The 17,869-nt window shown below is 33.5% G+C and carries 12 protein-coding genes and 1 pseudogene; 4 read left to right on the top strand and 9 right to left on the bottom strand.

Annotation, left to right across the window (positions count from 1 at the left end; translation table 11 throughout):
* Positions 1 to 185: 185 nt before the first annotated feature.
* Together ilvY and GAPWK_RS04610 are read left to right on the top strand one after the other, a co-directional pair.
* Positions 186 to 1,121 (top strand): HTH-type transcriptional activator IlvY, encoded by a 936-nt coding sequence (gene ilvY / locus GAPWK_RS04615; RefSeq protein ID WP_025315102.1) that lies wholly within the window; start codon positions 186 to 188, stop codon positions 1,119 to 1,121.
* Positions 1,122 to 1,205: 84 nt separating this feature from the next.
* Positions 1,206 to 3,293: a 3-hydroxybutyrate oligomer hydrolase family protein gene (locus tag GAPWK_RS04610; protein ID WP_025315101.1), complete on the top strand. Its 2,088-nt coding sequence runs from the start codon at positions 1,206 to 1,208 to the stop codon at positions 3,291 to 3,293.
* Positions 3,294 to 3,362: 69 nt separating this feature from the next.
* On the opposite strand, the gene GAPWK_RS04605 is transcribed toward GAPWK_RS04610, so the two are convergent.
* From GAPWK_RS04605 to fsa, 3 genes are all read right to left on the bottom strand, one after another.
* On the bottom strand, positions 3,363 to 3,950 hold the full coding sequence (locus GAPWK_RS04605) for an acyl carrier protein phosphodiesterase (protein WP_025315100.1): 588 nt from the start codon (positions 3,948 to 3,950) through the stop codon (positions 3,363 to 3,365).
* Positions 3,951 to 3,968: 18 nt separating this feature from the next.
* On the bottom strand, positions 3,969 to 4,766 hold the full coding sequence (locus GAPWK_RS04600; protein ID WP_025315099.1) for a siderophore-interacting protein: 798 nt from the start codon (positions 4,764 to 4,766) through the stop codon (positions 3,969 to 3,971).
* Positions 4,767 to 4,956: 190 nt separating this feature from the next.
* Positions 4,957 to 5,619 carry a fructose-6-phosphate aldolase gene (gene fsa / locus GAPWK_RS04595; RefSeq protein ID WP_025315098.1) on the bottom strand — a complete coding sequence of 221 codons (663 nt, stop codon included), beginning with the start codon at positions 5,617 to 5,619 and terminating at the stop codon, positions 4,957 to 4,959.
* Positions 5,620 to 6,133: 514 nt separating this feature from the next.
* Here fsa and GAPWK_RS04590 point away from each other — a divergent pair.
* Together GAPWK_RS04590 and GAPWK_RS15490 are read left to right on the top strand one after the other, a co-directional pair.
* Positions 6,134 to 7,000, top strand: a complete 867-nt coding sequence (locus tag GAPWK_RS04590) for a helix-turn-helix domain-containing protein (RefSeq protein WP_025315097.1) — start codon at positions 6,134 to 6,136, stop codon at positions 6,998 to 7,000.
* Between the two features lie 520 nt (positions 7,001 to 7,520).
* A pseudogene (locus tag GAPWK_RS15490) lies at positions 7,521 to 7,736 on the top strand (DUF4865 family protein); the annotation flags it as partial.
* Between the two features lie 284 nt (positions 7,737 to 8,020).
* On the opposite strand, the gene GAPWK_RS04580 reads toward GAPWK_RS15490, so the two are convergent.
* From GAPWK_RS04580 to GAPWK_RS14090, 6 genes are all read right to left on the bottom strand, one after another.
* A complete protein-coding gene (locus GAPWK_RS04580) occupies positions 8,021 to 9,553 on the bottom strand; it encodes a tannase/feruloyl esterase family alpha/beta hydrolase (protein WP_025315095.1) in 1,533 nt (510 codons plus the stop codon).
* A 413-nt stretch (positions 9,554 to 9,966) separates the two neighbouring features.
* Positions 9,967 to 11,109, bottom strand: a complete 1,143-nt coding sequence (locus tag GAPWK_RS04575; protein ID WP_038517205.1) for a hypothetical protein — start codon at positions 11,107 to 11,109, stop codon at positions 9,967 to 9,969.
* A gap of 87 nt (positions 11,110 to 11,196) precedes the next feature.
* Positions 11,197 to 12,327, bottom strand: coding sequence for a hypothetical protein (locus GAPWK_RS04570; protein WP_238551144.1), 1,131 nt, complete (start codon positions 12,325 to 12,327; stop codon positions 11,197 to 11,199).
* A 99-nt stretch (positions 12,328 to 12,426) separates the two neighbouring features.
* Positions 12,427 to 13,425, bottom strand: coding sequence for a hypothetical protein (locus GAPWK_RS04565; RefSeq protein ID WP_148296397.1), 999 nt, complete (start codon positions 13,423 to 13,425; stop codon positions 12,427 to 12,429).
* Between the two features lie 143 nt (positions 13,426 to 13,568).
* Positions 13,569 to 14,543 carry a hypothetical protein gene (locus GAPWK_RS04560; RefSeq protein ID WP_025315091.1) on the bottom strand — a complete coding sequence of 325 codons (975 nt, stop codon included), beginning with the start codon at positions 14,541 to 14,543 and terminating at the stop codon, positions 13,569 to 13,571.
* 15 nt (positions 14,544 to 14,558) lie between these two features.
* On the bottom strand, positions 14,559 to 17,528 hold the full coding sequence (locus GAPWK_RS14090; protein ID WP_080692426.1) for a type VI secretion system Vgr family protein: 2,970 nt from the start codon (positions 17,526 to 17,528) through the stop codon (positions 14,559 to 14,561).
* Between the last annotated feature and the right edge of the window lie 341 nt (positions 17,529 to 17,869).

The following is a 17,869-nucleotide window of genomic DNA, read 5'->3' as shown; positions in this document are numbered from 1 at the left end:
CACAAAATAATCGCGTATTTTAACAGGTCTGTAACTGTTTTGCCATTGATGTTATAAATGATGTCATTTGCCTTATTTGTGTATCTATGCATAATGTTTAACTTAAATGTTGTTAGCTGTTATTTGTCTTTTTGACAAGAAGTTTCAGATTACACTAACGTTTCAGTATAAAAATGGAACTTGTTATGAATATCCGTGATCTAAAATTGTACTTACATTTATGTGAAACTTGTCATTTTGGTATGACTGCCGATGCTATGCACGTAAGTCCATCAACGCTATCAAGACAGATCCAACGTATGGAAGAGCATTTTGGTCATACCTTATTTATTCGAGATAATCGCCAAGTACAAATTACATCTGAAGGTGAAAAAGTAAAACGCTTTGCTCAACAAGTTGTGAATCTACATCAACAAGTAAGGCAAGATTTAGATCAATCAGATCAGCAATTAGTCGGAGAACTTACCCTTTTTTGTTCAGTTACAGCTGCTTATAGCCATTTACCTGAAATACTTGATAGATTCCGTATTCATTATCCTCAGGTTGAAATTAAGTTATCGACAGGCGATGCGGCCGATGCCGTTGAGAAAGTTCAATCAAACCTTGCTGACTTAGCGATCGCTGGTAAACCCAAACAATTACCTGCTGGTGTTGAATTCTTAAAATTTGGTGAAATTGAAATGGTACTGTTGATACCAAAGCTGAACAGTTCATTTAGTGATAAACTTCATCAAAAACAGCCTGATTGGCATAATATTCCTTTTATTTTACCTGAACATGGACCAAGTCGACACCGAATTGATCTTTGGTTTAAACAACAAAAAATAATCAGCCCCAAAATTTATGCCACTGTTGCTGGACACGAAGCAATTGTATCAATGGTCGCATTGGGATGTGGCGTAGCATTGTTGCCTAAAGTGGTAATGGAAAACAGTCCTGAAAGAATTAGAGAGCGAATAACCGAATGGTCAACCAATTTAATGGAACCATTTGATGTGGGCATTTGCGTGCAAAAAAGACGATTGTCCGAAAGAATCATTGCGGCATTTTGGACACTTTGTGTTCTTAATTTACCCAATAATCAAAAAAATAAAATATTTAATCATCAAGTTAAAAATTAAGATTATTTTGTTTAAAATAAGCAAAATAATATCTTGATAGTTCTATCTAAAATAATTTGGTTGTTAAGAAAGGAAATATGTACAATGAGAATTAAAAATATAAAAATAAAAATATTGGTATCGTTAATATGTTTTACCTCAACTATTATTCCTTTTGTAGCTCAAGCTAAAAGTGATTCACGGTTAAATATATCTCGTGAAGAGATGAACCTCATCGATTATCCAACCGGGATAACAATTGAAAGTTCGACTAACTATGACGGTGAGACCGATGACTTAGTGACAGCAGGTTTAGGATTCACGGCTTTATCAACACTCATAATTAAACCAACCATTGCAGATCCAGAGCGACCAACCACACAAGAACTTAGAAAACTAAAATTGAATCGTTTTATTGATACCAAAACAGGAGAAGGAACACTTTTTGGTTTTCAAAGAAAAAATCTTACACCTTTATTTGATGGCAGAATAGCGGGCACTGAGGTATTAGCAACTTTCGAAAATAACAAGGAACGTATAGGGTTATTAGTACAAATCCCATTGGATTTTGATAAAAATAAACCATGTATTGTTGCAGTACCATCAACTAATTCTGATGGGTTATTTAATGCATATGATATACAAATTAGAGGGCTATGGGGACTTCGTCATAACTGTGCAGTTGTTTATAATGATAAGGGGTTAGGGAATGGTATTTATGATATAACTAATCAATATGGTTTTACGATTGATGGAAAAATAAAATCAGATAATTTGCTGTTTGAACCAAAAATAAAAAATAGGGAGCAGTATGTAAAAACCTATCCTGATCGCTATGCAATAAAACAACTGCATTCAAAACAAAATTCTGAAGAACGTTGGGGAGAATATGTCTTAAAATCAATTGAGTTTGCTTTTCACCAAATCAACACTCACTTTTCAGAAACTCAAAAAGTCATATTTGATAAAGATAATACGTTAGTATTAGTTTATGGTGCATCTGATGGCGCAGGGGCAGCTTTAAAAGCTGGAGAGCTAGATAAAAATAATACGATAAAAGGTATTGTGGCAGTTAACCCACAAATTACTCCTTATTCTGAAACAATACCTGTAACTGTAAAAGTCGGTGAAAAACCACCTACAAAAATTGAATATCTTTCAATAGCTGAATATAGTACTTATGCATCATTATATATTCCTTGCGCCGTTCCAGCGATTATTAGTAGTAATAAAGATATCAATTTGCCTTTTGCAGATAATTATACCTATGCGCAAAATCGTTGTGATGCGTTAAAAAAGGCACAATTATTAATTCATGGGACTCCAAAAGAAGCACTTGAAAAATTACGTCAATATGGTTGGACACCAGAAATGGATAGACAACTTCCATATTTTTATTTCAAAGAAACAGTAGCTTTACCTTATCAATATATTAGTGCCTATGGCCGTTATGACGTTATAGAAGATATGTGTAATTATTCAGTCGCGAGCACCCAAAAAAATCCAATTCTTTATGTAGGTAAAGTTGAACCTTTATCCGAAATAGAATTCCAGCAATTATGGGGATTGGCAAATGGACAACTTCCGGTATGGCTAGGAGATGAATCTACCATGTTGGCTCTTGTCAATAATCAAGACATGCATTCACCAAGAAGAGATTTCTATTCAAGTTCCGATAGTAAAGATGAAATTGACTACAATAGTAAAGGAGCAATTTGTTTATATAATAAATTAAAAGATACTCGAGTTAAAAATGGTATGAAACAAGTTTCTGCTTCTGCTAATTTAAATGGAATTAAGACATTTATCATCCATGGTCGCAACAATGTAAAACAACTACCAAATTATACATCTCGCGCTTACGTAGCTTTAAACAGTAAAGTGGAAGGTAACAATTCACAATTACGTTACATTGAGGTAAAAAATAGTAGTTATTTAGAAGGCAAACCACCATTTGATAATTCACTTGTCTCTATTGATTATTATGGTGAGGATGCGATGGAGTGGTTGTGGGCTAATTTAACAAATAATGCAACATTACCAGACAGTCAAGTGATTCATGCTAAGCCTCGCGTAGGAAAAGTTACATTAACACCTGATGCTACTGCCCAAAATTTAGTACCTATATTACAATCACCTAACAGGAACGATATCATCAAGAAACAAAATGGTGAACTAATTATTCCTAATTGATTATCAAGAAATGTTCTTTAACTATCGGTTTATGTTACTAAGCTAATTTTATACCGATAGTTAAAATCTTTATAAAATAAATTTGGACGAGACCACTGCAGTGCTTATCTTAGGATATAAAATAGCAAATAATGCTTTTAACTCAGAATAATTTTGCTGAATATCAATGATGTTTTCTTTCAATAAAAAGAGTTTGGGTCTTCTCTTTGCCATACCACTTAATACCTTTTCAATAAAATCAATTGAGGCATAGTTTTCTAGCCATTCACCTTGCCACATAGCTTGCATAAAATTCTGATAATCAATTGGATATTGAGTAATAAAAGGTTGGATTTGCTGTTTAGTATATTGATTAAATTCCCTAACAGTTCCCATAATGCCAAAGGTCAACCACTGTTTTGATAAAAAGTGATCCCACACGATATCCAATGCAATTGACGCCACCCGCCGATGTGTTTGGCGAAACAATAATTTTGCTTGCTTCACTTCTAGCAAACTATCGGTCATGTTATCGATTTTGCGATGTAACATAATCCCATCGGCAATATCGTTAGCATAAGTTATATAAGGATCACCTTTAACAAAATCTGCTACTGTATTGCCAATTAATGAACTACTAACTAATGAAGCTAAATGCAAATGCGCTAAAATATTCATAATATCTATTATGATTAATTAGTCACGATGCTTAAACTCACCTTCAGCATAACCCTTACGCCAATAGCTCGTGATATGAATTTTTTCTGGTGCGAGCTGAGTATATTTATCTTTTAGTGCTCGCCGTAATTGCTGTGCTAATGAACTTTCCATTCCGCCCCAAAACATAACTTCATCTTGTTCGTCAAATTCAGTATTTATTACTGCATCGACTAGTTGATCTGGGTTAATATTATCTAAAATTAACCATCTAACTTGCACATTTTCATTATCTGGTAGTGGCACAATATCATTAGCATGATTAACCTGAATAAATGCATAAACTTTTTGCTTTTCAGGTAAATGTTCTAGTGTATAACAGATTGCTGGTGCGGCTGAAATATCTCCCATCAAAACCAAACAATCATCATTAAACGACAGTTTACCGGCAGAACCGACCAAACCGATCTGATCTCCAACTTTAGCTTGTCTTGACCAAACAGTAGCCAAACCACCTTCATGAATCGCAAAATCAACAAATAACTGATTAGTCACATCATCAAATTCACGTACACTATAACTGCGCGCCAATTGTCGAACTTTATCACTTACCACAATCTTATTATCTTCATCTAGTTTAGGAAATAAAATTTCGCCTGAGACTGGTTCAGGAAAAAGCAATTTAACATGAGGACAAACCCACGCAGGATCAACTGTAAACGGTTTATTACTACTAAACTGTACACGTATAAAGCTCGGTGAAATGGTTTCAACTTTTAATACCGTTAATAACGCATTAACAATGAATTTTTTTGATTTTTGATGAGTATCTGCCATTAGTTAAATCCTTATATTTTTTATGGATATTGTTGCTTTTGAATATTGAATTATCATACAGCAAAATATCAAAAAAAACGCTATCTTTCAGTTTAAAAATAAAACTCATTTGTTCCACTTAAATTTAATAAAATAAGATTTATACAAATAAAGAATATTACTAACCTAAAAAATAGCTTACAAGATAGAATTAATATTCTAATGCACCAAATGCGCTACACCAATCTTGATCAAACTTAGCCACTGCCGCTTCAACTGCAGGATCAGAGATAAATAATTCTGCCACATTTACAGGTAAGGTAATAGCTTTACAACCCGCTAACATGCAGTCTAATGCTTGTCTTGGTGTTCTAAAACTTGCTGCTAACACCACTGATTCAGGGCAATGCAAATCAAGCAACTTTTGTAATTCTAAAACCGTATCTTTACTGTTGCCACCTTGAGCATCAATGCGATTCACATAGGGAGCTATGTATTTCGCACCGGCAAGTGCCGCCAAAAATCCTTGCACAGCACCATAGACTGCTGTTCCTAACGTTGTAATTCCCTGTTGAGTTAACTCCTTAATAGCAATTAAACCTTGTGCATTAACGGGAATTTTAATCACAATGGACGGTACGACTTCTCTAAGTTGTTTGGCTTCTTTAATCATCCCTTTTGCATCACTTGCTAGCACTTGTGCAAATAGCAACTTATCGTAACCTAATACATCTTGCAACTCATCTAACAACGCAAAAATGGCTTTACCTGACTTTGCCACAATACTCGGGTTTGTTGTTACCCCATTAATTGGTAACACGGGTGCTAAACGCTTAATTGCCTCAATATCGGCTGTATCTAAATATAGTTCCATATTGAACTCCTAACTTGGATAATTAATCTTTACATAAAAAAAGTAGTACATGAATAATATTATGATAGTAAAGAATATTTATTCAAAAACCTAGAAGACGAATCTGTCATTTACTGGATTTTTGTATGCTATAAATAAAAATGAGACTCTGATCACATAATCAAAAAATAATAGAATTAATTACTATAAATATTGAAACAATGCTATGTTTATATTTTTAAATGTCATAAATTGCAATGTTGTGTATATTAAAGATTAAAAAGTGAAAATAGTGTCACTACAAAATAGAAATAAAACATGATAAATTATGGTTTTATTTCATCTATAAAATTAATGGTAAAACAGCAATTGAATCAGGATAATTTTTCCATTATTAATCAAAAATATTGTTGCCCTTTCCTACTATGCACCTACTTTATGTCGCACATCATGTGTTCACCTCAGATTATGCTGTCTAACCAATTGTTATATAAAAAATTTGGCTAGTATAAATTAATTTAGCTGGAGTGTTTTTATGGATTTATCTATTGAACAAATACTGAAACAATTTGCAAACAAAATTATCAATATCAATAAGATATATTTTGCCAATAATTCTTCATTAGCTCCTGTTCTTTCTTACCAAGTTAATTTTCCTCGTATAGAGATCATTATCAAAGGTCAACAAAAAATATTATGGGCAAATGATAGAGGTGAACAAATCAGTAATACTTTGTATCCCAATGATATTCTCTATGTGACCTCTAATAGTTGGAATAAACCTCTGTGGCAAAAGCCTGTTACCATTTTAAGTATTTTATTTGGTAAACAACAAATTGGTCTGAGTTTATTACATTGGGATGGCGCGCAGATAATTCCTAAAGGTCAACTCAATATTGCAAGACGCGGGCCACGTGTTGGTACCTTTATTATTCAAGCGATTGCGGAACTTACTTGGCATAACCAACCGTCAGAACAGAATCAAACCGCTTATTTTCTTATTCAAAGCTTACTTAGTAATACGCTTGATTTGCTCAACGCCGATATTGAAACCGCCTCAAAAACCACCAGTTTATTTGAAGCGATTCGCCAGTATATTGATACGCATTTTCGAGAAGATGTGACACGCGACTTTTTAGCGAAAATGTTCTATATCTCTCCTAATTACTTATCACATTTATTCCAACGTGAAGGAAAGATTGGACTGAATGAATATTTAAATCAAATCCGTTTAGAATATGCCAAATCATTGCTTAAAAACTATGATTTAAATATAAAAGAGATTGCCCATGCTTCAGGTTTTAAAGATAGTAACTATTTTTGTCGAATTTTTAGAAAAAAAACCGAACGTTCACCAACCGAATACCGTCGACAATATCACAGTAAGTTATCTCAAAAATAATACGATTTTAGTAAAAATTAAACGCCATTATGTTGATAACCATAATATTTAACAAAGTCGCAATGATTATTAATGGTTTTGAATTTATCTTTCATTAAAAAAATTGGCAACAATGCTATACCTTGTCCTTTTTCGACAAGATTTAATATTTGGCTTAAAGAATCAACCGTAATAAGATTTTCGGATGGATAATTTAAAGTAAGCGTTTTGGTTCTTAATGGGCAATGTTCATCATTATTGATAAATATTGGTAAAAGATCGGGCGTCTCAATTGATTGACTTTGTAAAAAAGCAATCGGTAAATTTTCAGTTTTTGTTAAAAGATAATCAGGATGTTTAAATTTTTCAAAAGTAATTACTTCATCATAATAATGATGATGAATTGCATTAGATATATCACAGGTTCGTTTAATAATAATTTCTGTGGATTCAAGGCAATATTTTTTCGTTTCAATAACCAGAAACTGAAATAAAAGTTCCGAAATTAATAATGTAAGTTTACCTTTAAAAGTATGTATTAGAAGAACATCATGCTATACCTGTGCAAGCTAAACTGAAAAATTTTAGTTTCAAAATAACTAAACACCAAGATCAGGTAGGCAATGTCGTCATCTATAATCCCGACAAATGGCAATATACTTTGTTTACTTTTTTCAAGGAAAAACCAGCTAGCCAACAAAAAAATATCTATCAAATTTTGTATCTAGCAAATGGGATTGTACCAGCGATTTATTGAAAATTTTTTAGAGCTAATTTTATAGATTGATTTTGTCTTAAAGTACTTCAGAAATTTTTAGATTATATGCATTTTTAAATTTATAACGGCTATATCATGTAAAAAATATTCAGGAGTCTATATCATTTCATTGTAAACTCAATGGTTAAAATAAAAGATAGATGATGCCAAAAACTCTTATTTGCGCACACATAAAAGGCTAATTTCAACATAAAAGAAACTAATGTGCGCTTTAAGCATTAAAAAGCTAGCTAACCCAATATTTAGGTTAGCTAGTTACTGAATTATTTACATACAAAATTTTCAGGGTTATTGGTATCACCGTTACCTGTATATATTGTTTGTTGAGGATATTGACATAAAGGTCGTTGCATGGTGACTTGACCATTTTTTATTTTTTTAGCTATTAGAGTCGTTGGTGTTTGTTTTTTCTCAACCCAATTAACTAATGTTTCAAAACCATTAATTTTATCTGGGCCATCACCACCATTACAATGATCAACACCAGGTGCTAAATAAAGTTTCGCAAAATTATCTACATTCTCTTTGCCGCCCATGGTTTTCAATACATCGTTATAGTATTGAATTGATCCTTTTGGAGCTATAAGACGATCATCCAATCCATGCCAAATAATCATTTTTCCACCTAATTTTTTAAACTGACTTAAATCTGTATCATCAGTTCCCATTATTGGAGCAAACATTTTAACTGATTGATTGAAATATTTTTCATAGCCTTTATATCCTAAACCTTTCCAATCAAAATTAGGATCTTGTTTAATCCAATACTTCAAATAATCAACTGGTATAGGAAAAGGTCCTTCATTACCCGCTAATACATCAAGTGGCGCGGTGGGTTCAATACTAAACCATAAAGACTTTCCATTTTGATCTGTTGGACCTTGCCAAATTTTTCTTAATGTTCGAATTTCATCTTTATTTAGACCTGCTTGATTAAGAAGATCATCACTAATCTCTAATGCTGTTGGATCATTAATTATTCCATCTTTAATGCCATCTTTTTCATCCGCAAATTCAATGATCGCTTTTCTAACTTTATCTAGCTTATCACTTCCGATAGGTCTACCTAACTCTTGTTGCATTACAACTTGTGGCCATATTTCTGCAGGTATAAATTTATCCCAATAGATTGCTGGTGCTGCAATATATAAACCATCATAATCAGTTGGGTACCATTGCGCTTCCATTAGTCCTTGCCGCCCACCGGTAGAACAACCATTCCAATATGAATAATCTGCAGCTTGACCGTAATATGATTCAATAACTTGTTTAGTTTTTATCGTCATTTCATGCACACTACGATGTGCAAAATCTCTTACCGCATCAGTTTGTAATTTGCCATCTTTAAAGACAAATTTACCATCAACCAGATTCCCTACATGTCCAGTATCGGTCGCCGCTGTGACATAACCATTTTTAGCCGCTACAGCTAACTTATCAAATGGTATAAACCCTGCATATCCTCCACCACCAATTGATTGTAAACGATGATTCCATTGGCTTGGCAACCATACTTCAACATTAATAGCAGGATCAATAGTTAATTCAACTCGGCAAATCTGTGGTAACCCAACGATTTCTTTAGCTTTCGCTCCTCGTAATGTATCTGCTAATTTGGACGGTGGCGTGAAATTTCCTTCAATTAACTCAGTATTTACTACTTTTGCATTATCTAATTTCAAATCACGTAATCTTTTACAACTTTCGGTTGAATCCCATATTGAAGGTGGTTTTGCATAAGCAGAAGCTCCCAAACAACTTAAAACCGATAAAAACAATAAACTATATTTCATCATATCTCTATTCCTATCATCAAAAAATATCTTTTCTAAAACTACTTAAGATTGATTTTATGCATTACCTGTATAAATAACAACATTAATAATAATTAATTTTTATCAGCAAATGTCACTCTGTTGTATTTTTTTACATTGAAATCTTAAGAAATAAAAAATGACCATGTCCATAAACGATAATTACAATAAAAACATAAGATTGAATGTCTAAATCACTGTAAAAATTTATAAATATTTCCTAGTATGCAAATTGTAACGATCTTTAATAGAATTGTAATAAAAATTTATTTGACAAGATTATTTGGGAAGAAAAGTAAACTATTTCAATCTGACCATCAGATAAAAAATAGATGACAGTCAGATCTGGCTTACATTAGTACGAATTATAATGTTCCATAAAAAATTTCCCAAAATTAAGGTTTAGGATGAAAATCATCAATTTGCTCTTGCCAACGATTATAATTCCAATCAATAATTTTGGTTTTTAACTCAGCTAACTCATTTTGAGCGGCTTGTTTTTGTTCTGGGGTAAGAATTTGTTCTAAACGAGTTTGAATTTGCTTATTATATTCCCAAACAGGAGGGAGCTGATGACGATACCAAGCTAAATTATTATCGATTTCAATAATTTTTTGTTTTGCATAATCACTTAATAGTGACCATGCATAGGCCTTTACAGGATCTTGCTCACGCCCTAAACCATATAAATAGGCTTCAGTCACCCTTAATATACCAATAATTGAGCTGTGCTCAGCCATTATTTCGGCATAATCAATTGCCAGTTTTAATCTTTCTGGTATTAATGATTTACGGTATTCGGTTAATTTATTAATTTTTTTGAATTCGTTATCTTTATAATGAGCACCTTGTTGAAACAGCATTCGTGCTGCTAAATCCTCATAACAGTGATAACCTCCGTCCAGAGCATAATTGAAATATTTAATACTCTCTTCTAATTGTTCATCAGAGCATGGAATATATTCCTCATTATTACCGCCTTTACACGGACTAAATCTCCATCCCTTTTGGAAAGCAAATTTTGGGTATTTTAAATCAGCAAATTTATCCCATAAATAACTAAGCATTTTACGATCTTTAAATACCACAGGTTCAACTAACGGTTTGCCACCATTATCAACTAACTGATCGCGATATTTTTTCATAAATTCAGTAAATGACATATTACCTTCTTTTTTGTCATATACGTCATGCCAAAGAAGAAGATCATAATAATAGGGCATTGCATTTTTATCCCACAGCCAAGCATGTTTAATAAGTTTTACTAACTCATCAGGATCTCCGACAGCATAATATACCTGATTGTCAAATGCACGACGATATAGCCTCTCAGCTTCTTCTATACGTAATAATTGGTTTTCAGGAATGGTTGAAGGATAAATAGTATAGTCCATAGTTATATTTTCTGTATCAACAAAACCAAAATCTCTGTCTTGCTTAAATAAATGATGAAAATATAAAAAATAACCACCAATAGCCATAATAATGCTGATTACCAATAATCTTTTGAACTTTGATTGTTTCACTTTATTATTCACGCTCAATTCCATTCACTTAAATTTGCAATATCCTAATAGGCTATAATTAGCTAGCTTTAAGTTTATTACCTAGCATATTTCAAAAAATTAAGGTTTAGGATGAAAATCATCAATTTGCCTTTTCCAACGATTATAATTCCAATCAATAATTTTGGTTTTTAACTCAGCTAACTCATTTTGAGCAGCTTGTTTTTGTTCTGGGGTAAGAATTTGTTCTAAACGAGTTTGAATTTGCTTATTATATTCCCAAACAGGAGAAAGCTGATAATAATCCCATGCTAAATTATTATCGATTTCAATAATTTTTTGTTTTGTATAATCGCTTAGTAGTGACCATGCATAGGCCTTTACTGGATCTTGTTCACGCCCTAAACCATATAAATAGGCTTCGGTCACCCTTAATATACCAATAATTGAGCTGTGCTCAGCCATTATTTCGGCATAATCAATTGCCAGTTTTAATCTTTCTGGTATTAATGATTTACGATATTCCATTAATTTATTAATTTTTTTAAATTCTTTATCTTTATAATGAGCACCTTGTTGAAACAGTATTCGTGCAGTCAAATGCTCATAACAGTGATAACCTCCTTCTAAAGCATAATTGAAATATTTAATACTCTCTTCTAATTGTTCATCAGAGCATGAAATATATTCCTCATTATTACCGCCTTTACACGGACTAAATCTCCATCCCTTTTGGAAAGCAAATTTTGGGTATTTTAAATCAGCAAATTTATTCGACAAATAACTAAGCATTTTACGATCTTTAAATACCACAGGTTCAACTAACGGTTTGCCACTATTATCAACTAACTGATCGCGATATTTTTTCATAAATTCAGTAAATGACATATTACCTTCTTTTTTGTCATATACGTCATGCCAAAGAAGAAGATCATAATAATAGGGCATTGCATTTTTATCCCACTGCCAAGCATGTTTAATAAGTTTTACTAACTCATCAGGATCTCCGACAGCATAATATACCTGATTGTCAAATGCACGACGATATAGCTCTTTAGCCTCTTCTATACGTAATAATTGGTTTTCAGGAATGGTAGAAAGGTAAATAGTATAGTCCATGGTTATATTTTCTGTATCAACAAAACCAAAATCTCTGTCTTGCTTAAATAAATGATGAAAATATAAAAAATAACCACCAATAGCCATAATAATGCTGATTACCAATAATCTTTTGAACTTTGATTGTTTCACTTTATTATTCACCCTCAATTCCATTCACTTAAATTTGCAATATCCTAATAGGCTATAATTAGCTAGCTTTAAGTTTATTACCTAGCATATTTCAAAAAATTAAGGTTTAGGATGAAAATCATCAATTTGCCTTTTCCAACGATTATAATTCCAATCAATAATTTTGGTTTTTAATTCGGCTAACTCATTTTGAGCAGCTTGTTTTTGTTCTGGGGTAAGAATTTGTTCTAAACGAGTTTGAATTTGCTTATTATATTCCCAAACAGGAGAAAGTTGATAATAATCCCATGCTAAATTATTATCGATTTCAATAATTTTTTGTTTTGTATAATCGCTTAATAGTGACCATGCATAGGCTTTTACAGGATCTTGCTCACGCCCTAAACCATATAAATAGGCTTCAGTCACCCTTAATATACCAATAATTGAGCTGTGCTCAGCCATTATTTCGGCATAATCGATTGCCAGTTTTAAATCTTCTGGTGTTAATGATTTACGATATTCGATTAATTTATTAATTTTTTTGAATTCTTTATCTTTATAATGATCGCCTTGTTGAAACAGCATTCTTGCAGTTAAATGCTCATAACAGTGATAACCTCCTTCCAGTGCATAATTGAAATATTTAATACTCTCTTCTAATTGTTCATCAGAGCATGGAATATATTCCTCATTATTACCATATTCACAAGGACTAAATTCCCACCCCTTTTGGAAAGCAAATTTTGGGTATTTTAAGTCAGCAAATTTATCCCATAAATAACTAAGCATTTTACGATCTTTAAATACCACCGGTTCAACTAGCGGTTTGCCGGTGCTATCAACTAACTGATCGCGATATTTTTTCATAAATTCAGTAAATGACATATTACCTTCTTTTTTGTCATATACGTCATGCCAAAGAAGAAGATCATAATAATAGGGCATTGCATTTTTATCCCACTGCCAAGCATGTTTAATAAGTTTTACTAACTCATCAGGATCTCCGACAGCATAATATACCTGATTGTCAAATGCACGACGATATAGCTCTTTAGCCTCTTCTATACGTAATAATTGGTTTTCAGGAATGGTTGAAGGATAAATAGTATAGTCCATAATTATATTGTCCTGTTGAATTGAGTTATTATCTGAATTTATTAAATTATAAAAATAACAGAGCAAAATGCAGATAATCAAACAAATACTAAAAGCTTTTGATTTTTTATGTATTGTCTTTGCTATTTTTGTAGAGTTATTCATTAGATATACTCCATATCATTGTGATTAAAAACATCTACTTCTACAATGCGTTCTTCTAATTCACCTCTATTAAATACTCGACAGGGAAGGATCTGATTTTTTGGACTTAATTTTTTTATTTCTTCGTAAATAGGATAAGGTTTTTTAAGAGCTTCTTCATAATTTTTTTTATTTTTCATCATTTTTATTTTTGTTTGACCAGTCAATAAAGCATATCCCCACAAAACTCGATCTATTGGGGTATTAGAATAAAAACTACTAATATAGCGATCGGGTCGGTATTTAAATCTTTCCGCATCTTCTTCTGCAGTTGTTTCTGACCCAAATACAAAAGAATAAAGATTTGCATCTGGTGAATAATTATCAATTTGCATCACATCAATAGCAAAATTAGCATAGATAGTTTGTCCTAAGCAACGGGTTTTTTGTAGCTTAGAGATTGTCTTTGCTAGACAAATTTTTTCTTTAATCATATCGCTATTACATGAATCTTCATATGCTCCACCTCGACAAGAGTGTAAAACAAAAATACCCTCATGCGGATGCCAAGGTAAGCGCTCCATATTATCCTTATCATTAAAAAAAATTTCACTATTATCATTTTGTTTTTTTAGATAAAGCGAGTTATTTCCCCCATGACCAAAATAGTGAATTTGCCATAAAGCATATTTACTAGCCGTTTCAGGATTGGTTAACTCATTATATAATTTAGTCCATTCTACTTTAAACTCAGAGGGATATTTAAACCCTTTTATAATTCGAATTTCGGCCTCTGGATATTTTTTTTGTAATCGACTTTTTTTATAATAAGCAGCTAATTCAAATGAGAGCCACCCACCTCCTCCAAATGCAAATAATACAAATAAAGGTTTGGGCGGTATTTTTATTATGGCTTCTTGAAGGGCAACCTGACCTTTTTCAATTATAGTTGTTAGTCCTGAATAGATTGTGTTTATTTTAGTTTTATTCGGCATAATTTTATCTTACCTTTAAATAAACTCTAATGTTACTGTTTCATTTTCATTTTGTGTATAAAACGCTTTTGTATATCCATTTTTATCGGTTCGACCTTGCACCTTTCTGCCATCTGGCAATGTTGCAATATAAGGTCCATTAGCATAAATTTTTCCTGTTTCATCTTTACATATAAATTTAATTGCATAATTGCCTATAAGATAAGGTAATGCTAATGGAGTAACTTGCATCGCTTTCGGACCCATTTTCTGCAATGCATTACTTTTTATATAAACATTATCAGCCGTGCCCAGTTCAATCCCTGTACTGCTAAGTTTGATGTATGAACCACCACACATTAACGTCAGTTCTTTACTTGCGGTAACCGTCAGTTTTCCATCGACACTGTCTATTTTAATATCTTGCTTAGCGGCCATATTCAGGTTGGCATTTTGCGCTTGTACCTCAACATCGCCTTGGTTGGCAAAGACTTTCATTCCCGATTTATGGGCAAATAGACCGATGGATTCACCGGATGAGACGGTAATGTTTTTTAACGCATTGATGTCAGTTTGGTTTTCACTGGTTACTGAAACGCTATTTGACGTTGACAGTTGGATATTTTCAGGACTGGTTAAAGCAATGCCTTCTTGTGCATAAGCAAGAATACCACTTTGGGCTAACTGGGTTAATGTTGTTTTAAGTTGTTCTTGACTGTCGGTATCCGCACAATTAGCTTCAGAGGCGGTTGCCGCATTTTGTAAGGCTTTGGCAATTGATAGTGCATTTTCAAGCTGGGTAATGGCAGCTTGCATATCAAGTTGTTTACCCTGTGCTTTAGGCTCGGTCTGACTGGTTAGGTATAAGCCTTTATTGGCAGCAATCGCACCCCACTCATCGGTGCGCAGTTCAAACCCTTCACCTCGCTGGGTTTTATTTTGGTCAACTAAATGCCCAATGTTAAGCTGGGTTTTACCATATTCGGTCGCTAACTTGATGTGCTCTTGTCCGCGCTTATCATCCATCCGTAACTTATTGTTCGCTGGTGTGCGAATCACATTACGGTGTTTGTTTATGGTGGTCACATGGTCAGGGTGTTGACTATCATGCATCGCATGTGCGATATAAGGTCGGTCCGGATTACCGTTAGTAAATGCAACCGCAACTTCTGTGCCGTCAATCAGTGGGAAGTGAAAACCATAGGTACTGCCTGCATACGGTTTAGCCAGTCTTAACCATAAACTCTCTTCACCGTTTCGCCACTCTTTTAAATCAAAGTTAAATTTAACCCGATAGCGCCCTTGTGTATCAATATAACCATAGGTGTCATTATCCGGACTAGTTACCCGTGCCGGTAAGGTGCCATCAATGGTTGGGAAAGGAATAGGTTCCGGGCGGTAAGGTTTTAATGGCTGGTAAGGTATCGCGGTAAAACTCAGTTCATAAGCATCACTGCGATTTCCCTGACCTTGCACCGTTAATATCATTATGCCTTCATCTATTCCGGTAATCGCACTGCCTTTGATGCGGATATGTTGACCTGGGGCTAAATTGGCTTGATTGCTTTTACCGCGGATAAGAATTTGACGACTAATGGCTCGTTCATGACGAATGCGGGCATACCATTCACCACTTTCAACACCATTACCCATGTTAGCTTGATTACTGTTAATATCACTGCTGTTGTTATTGTTATTGTTATTGCTATTGCTATTACTACCATTAGTGTTATCGCTATTATTGTCGATGTCATTACTATTGCCGTTACTGCCTTGACTATCGTCGGTATCGATATCGTCACCATTGCCATCATGATTATTTGTGTCACTATCAATATCGTCATCATTATTACTGTTGTGATTGTTTATATCATTGTTATTGGCATTACTACCATTACCATTGCTATTTAACCCTTTATAGTGCTCATCATAACGGTAATCAGTGCCATAAGTGGTGTTATCTTTCTGTTGGCTGTTAACTTCACCCAGTAAATTCGCCTGCGCATCTCGGTAGTTATAATCCTGTACTTTTACTGAAGCTTCCACCATTTGACTGTGCAAGGTCATATCCCAGACACTTTCAACGCCGTTATCCAGTGTGCCACTTGGTTGTTTGTAGAAAATATCAGCCACCTGATGATAACCTTGTTCATAATCACTGATGACCATCACATCACAATTGTGTTCACCATGCGTTTCAAACCGGAAATAGACGCCCACATCAGCAAGCAGTCTTTGAATAAACTCAAGGTCACTCTCTTGCCACTGGGTGATAAATTCACGTTCAGGATATTGCTCTTTAAGTGCTAAACGATAATCAATCCCTGTATAACCATGACCACGCAAGACCTCTTCAACCACAGTGATAACGCTCTGATTTTGAAAAATAGCACAGTTATGACTTAATGCCAGTTTGGCTAATTGCGAGGACAAAACCACCTGATAACGGGCTTCGTCATTACTGACTGATAATTGACTGAACTGGGTTATCACACCATGAAGAGTGCGTGAACCGCCTTGAGATAATAATGAGTTTAAGGAATTAAGTGGATTGAGTTGCGTTAAAGAGTTAAGTGAATCGAGTGAATTGGATTGTGTAAACTTACCTAACTGTTTTAATGGCTCGGACTGTTTTAATGCTTGTAAAGGATTGGCGGAGGTTAAAGAATTGAGCGCATCAAGTCCTTTCGTTGCAATATCACTTAAATGGTTAGAATTCGCCGAGTTAAAACTCAAACAGGCATTTTGATTAAGAAATGACTCGACAAGAAGATGTTTATTTGAGCTGGTAAAAGTAATAGTGTAATACCAAGGCTGGTTAAGTTGTTCATTACCTTCAACCTGTAAGATTGAAACCTCAGCAGGTAAATCTTCGATATTTAATGTATAACGATTGTGACCCGCTCCATTAACCAAACCATTCTTTAAACCACGACTTAAACCATTGCCTAATTGATTCACCAAATTGGTTAATCCTTTATCCATGTTATCCTCGATATATTTCATGTATATAGCAAATACAACTTTGCTTTATTGAACTGTTTATTTCTAATATAAACTATATTTGTTAAACCGGTCACAAAATACCTGTTTTTAGATCATATATCAACCTTTAAATGACTGCCCGTTATACGATTGCTAATTATGTCATAACACTTATGAACAGGAACTGACTGATGATTTGAAAAAATTAGACGGTTTATTTACCTTATTTTACATAATTAGATATTTTGCTATAATTAGTCACTAATTTTCATTAAAAGAACAGTTTTGTCGATATTAAGTTATATTAGAATGCATCTACAAAACATCGTTTTTTGCTTTTTTATTGCCCTCTTTTATCTTTA

This window comes from Gilliamella apicola (assembly GCF_000599985.1).
Classification (GTDB): Bacteria; Pseudomonadota; Gammaproteobacteria; order Enterobacterales; family Orbaceae; genus Gilliamella; species Gilliamella apicola.
Note: the sequence above shows the minus strand (reverse complement) of the source record. Positions and strands in the feature narration are given on the sequence as shown.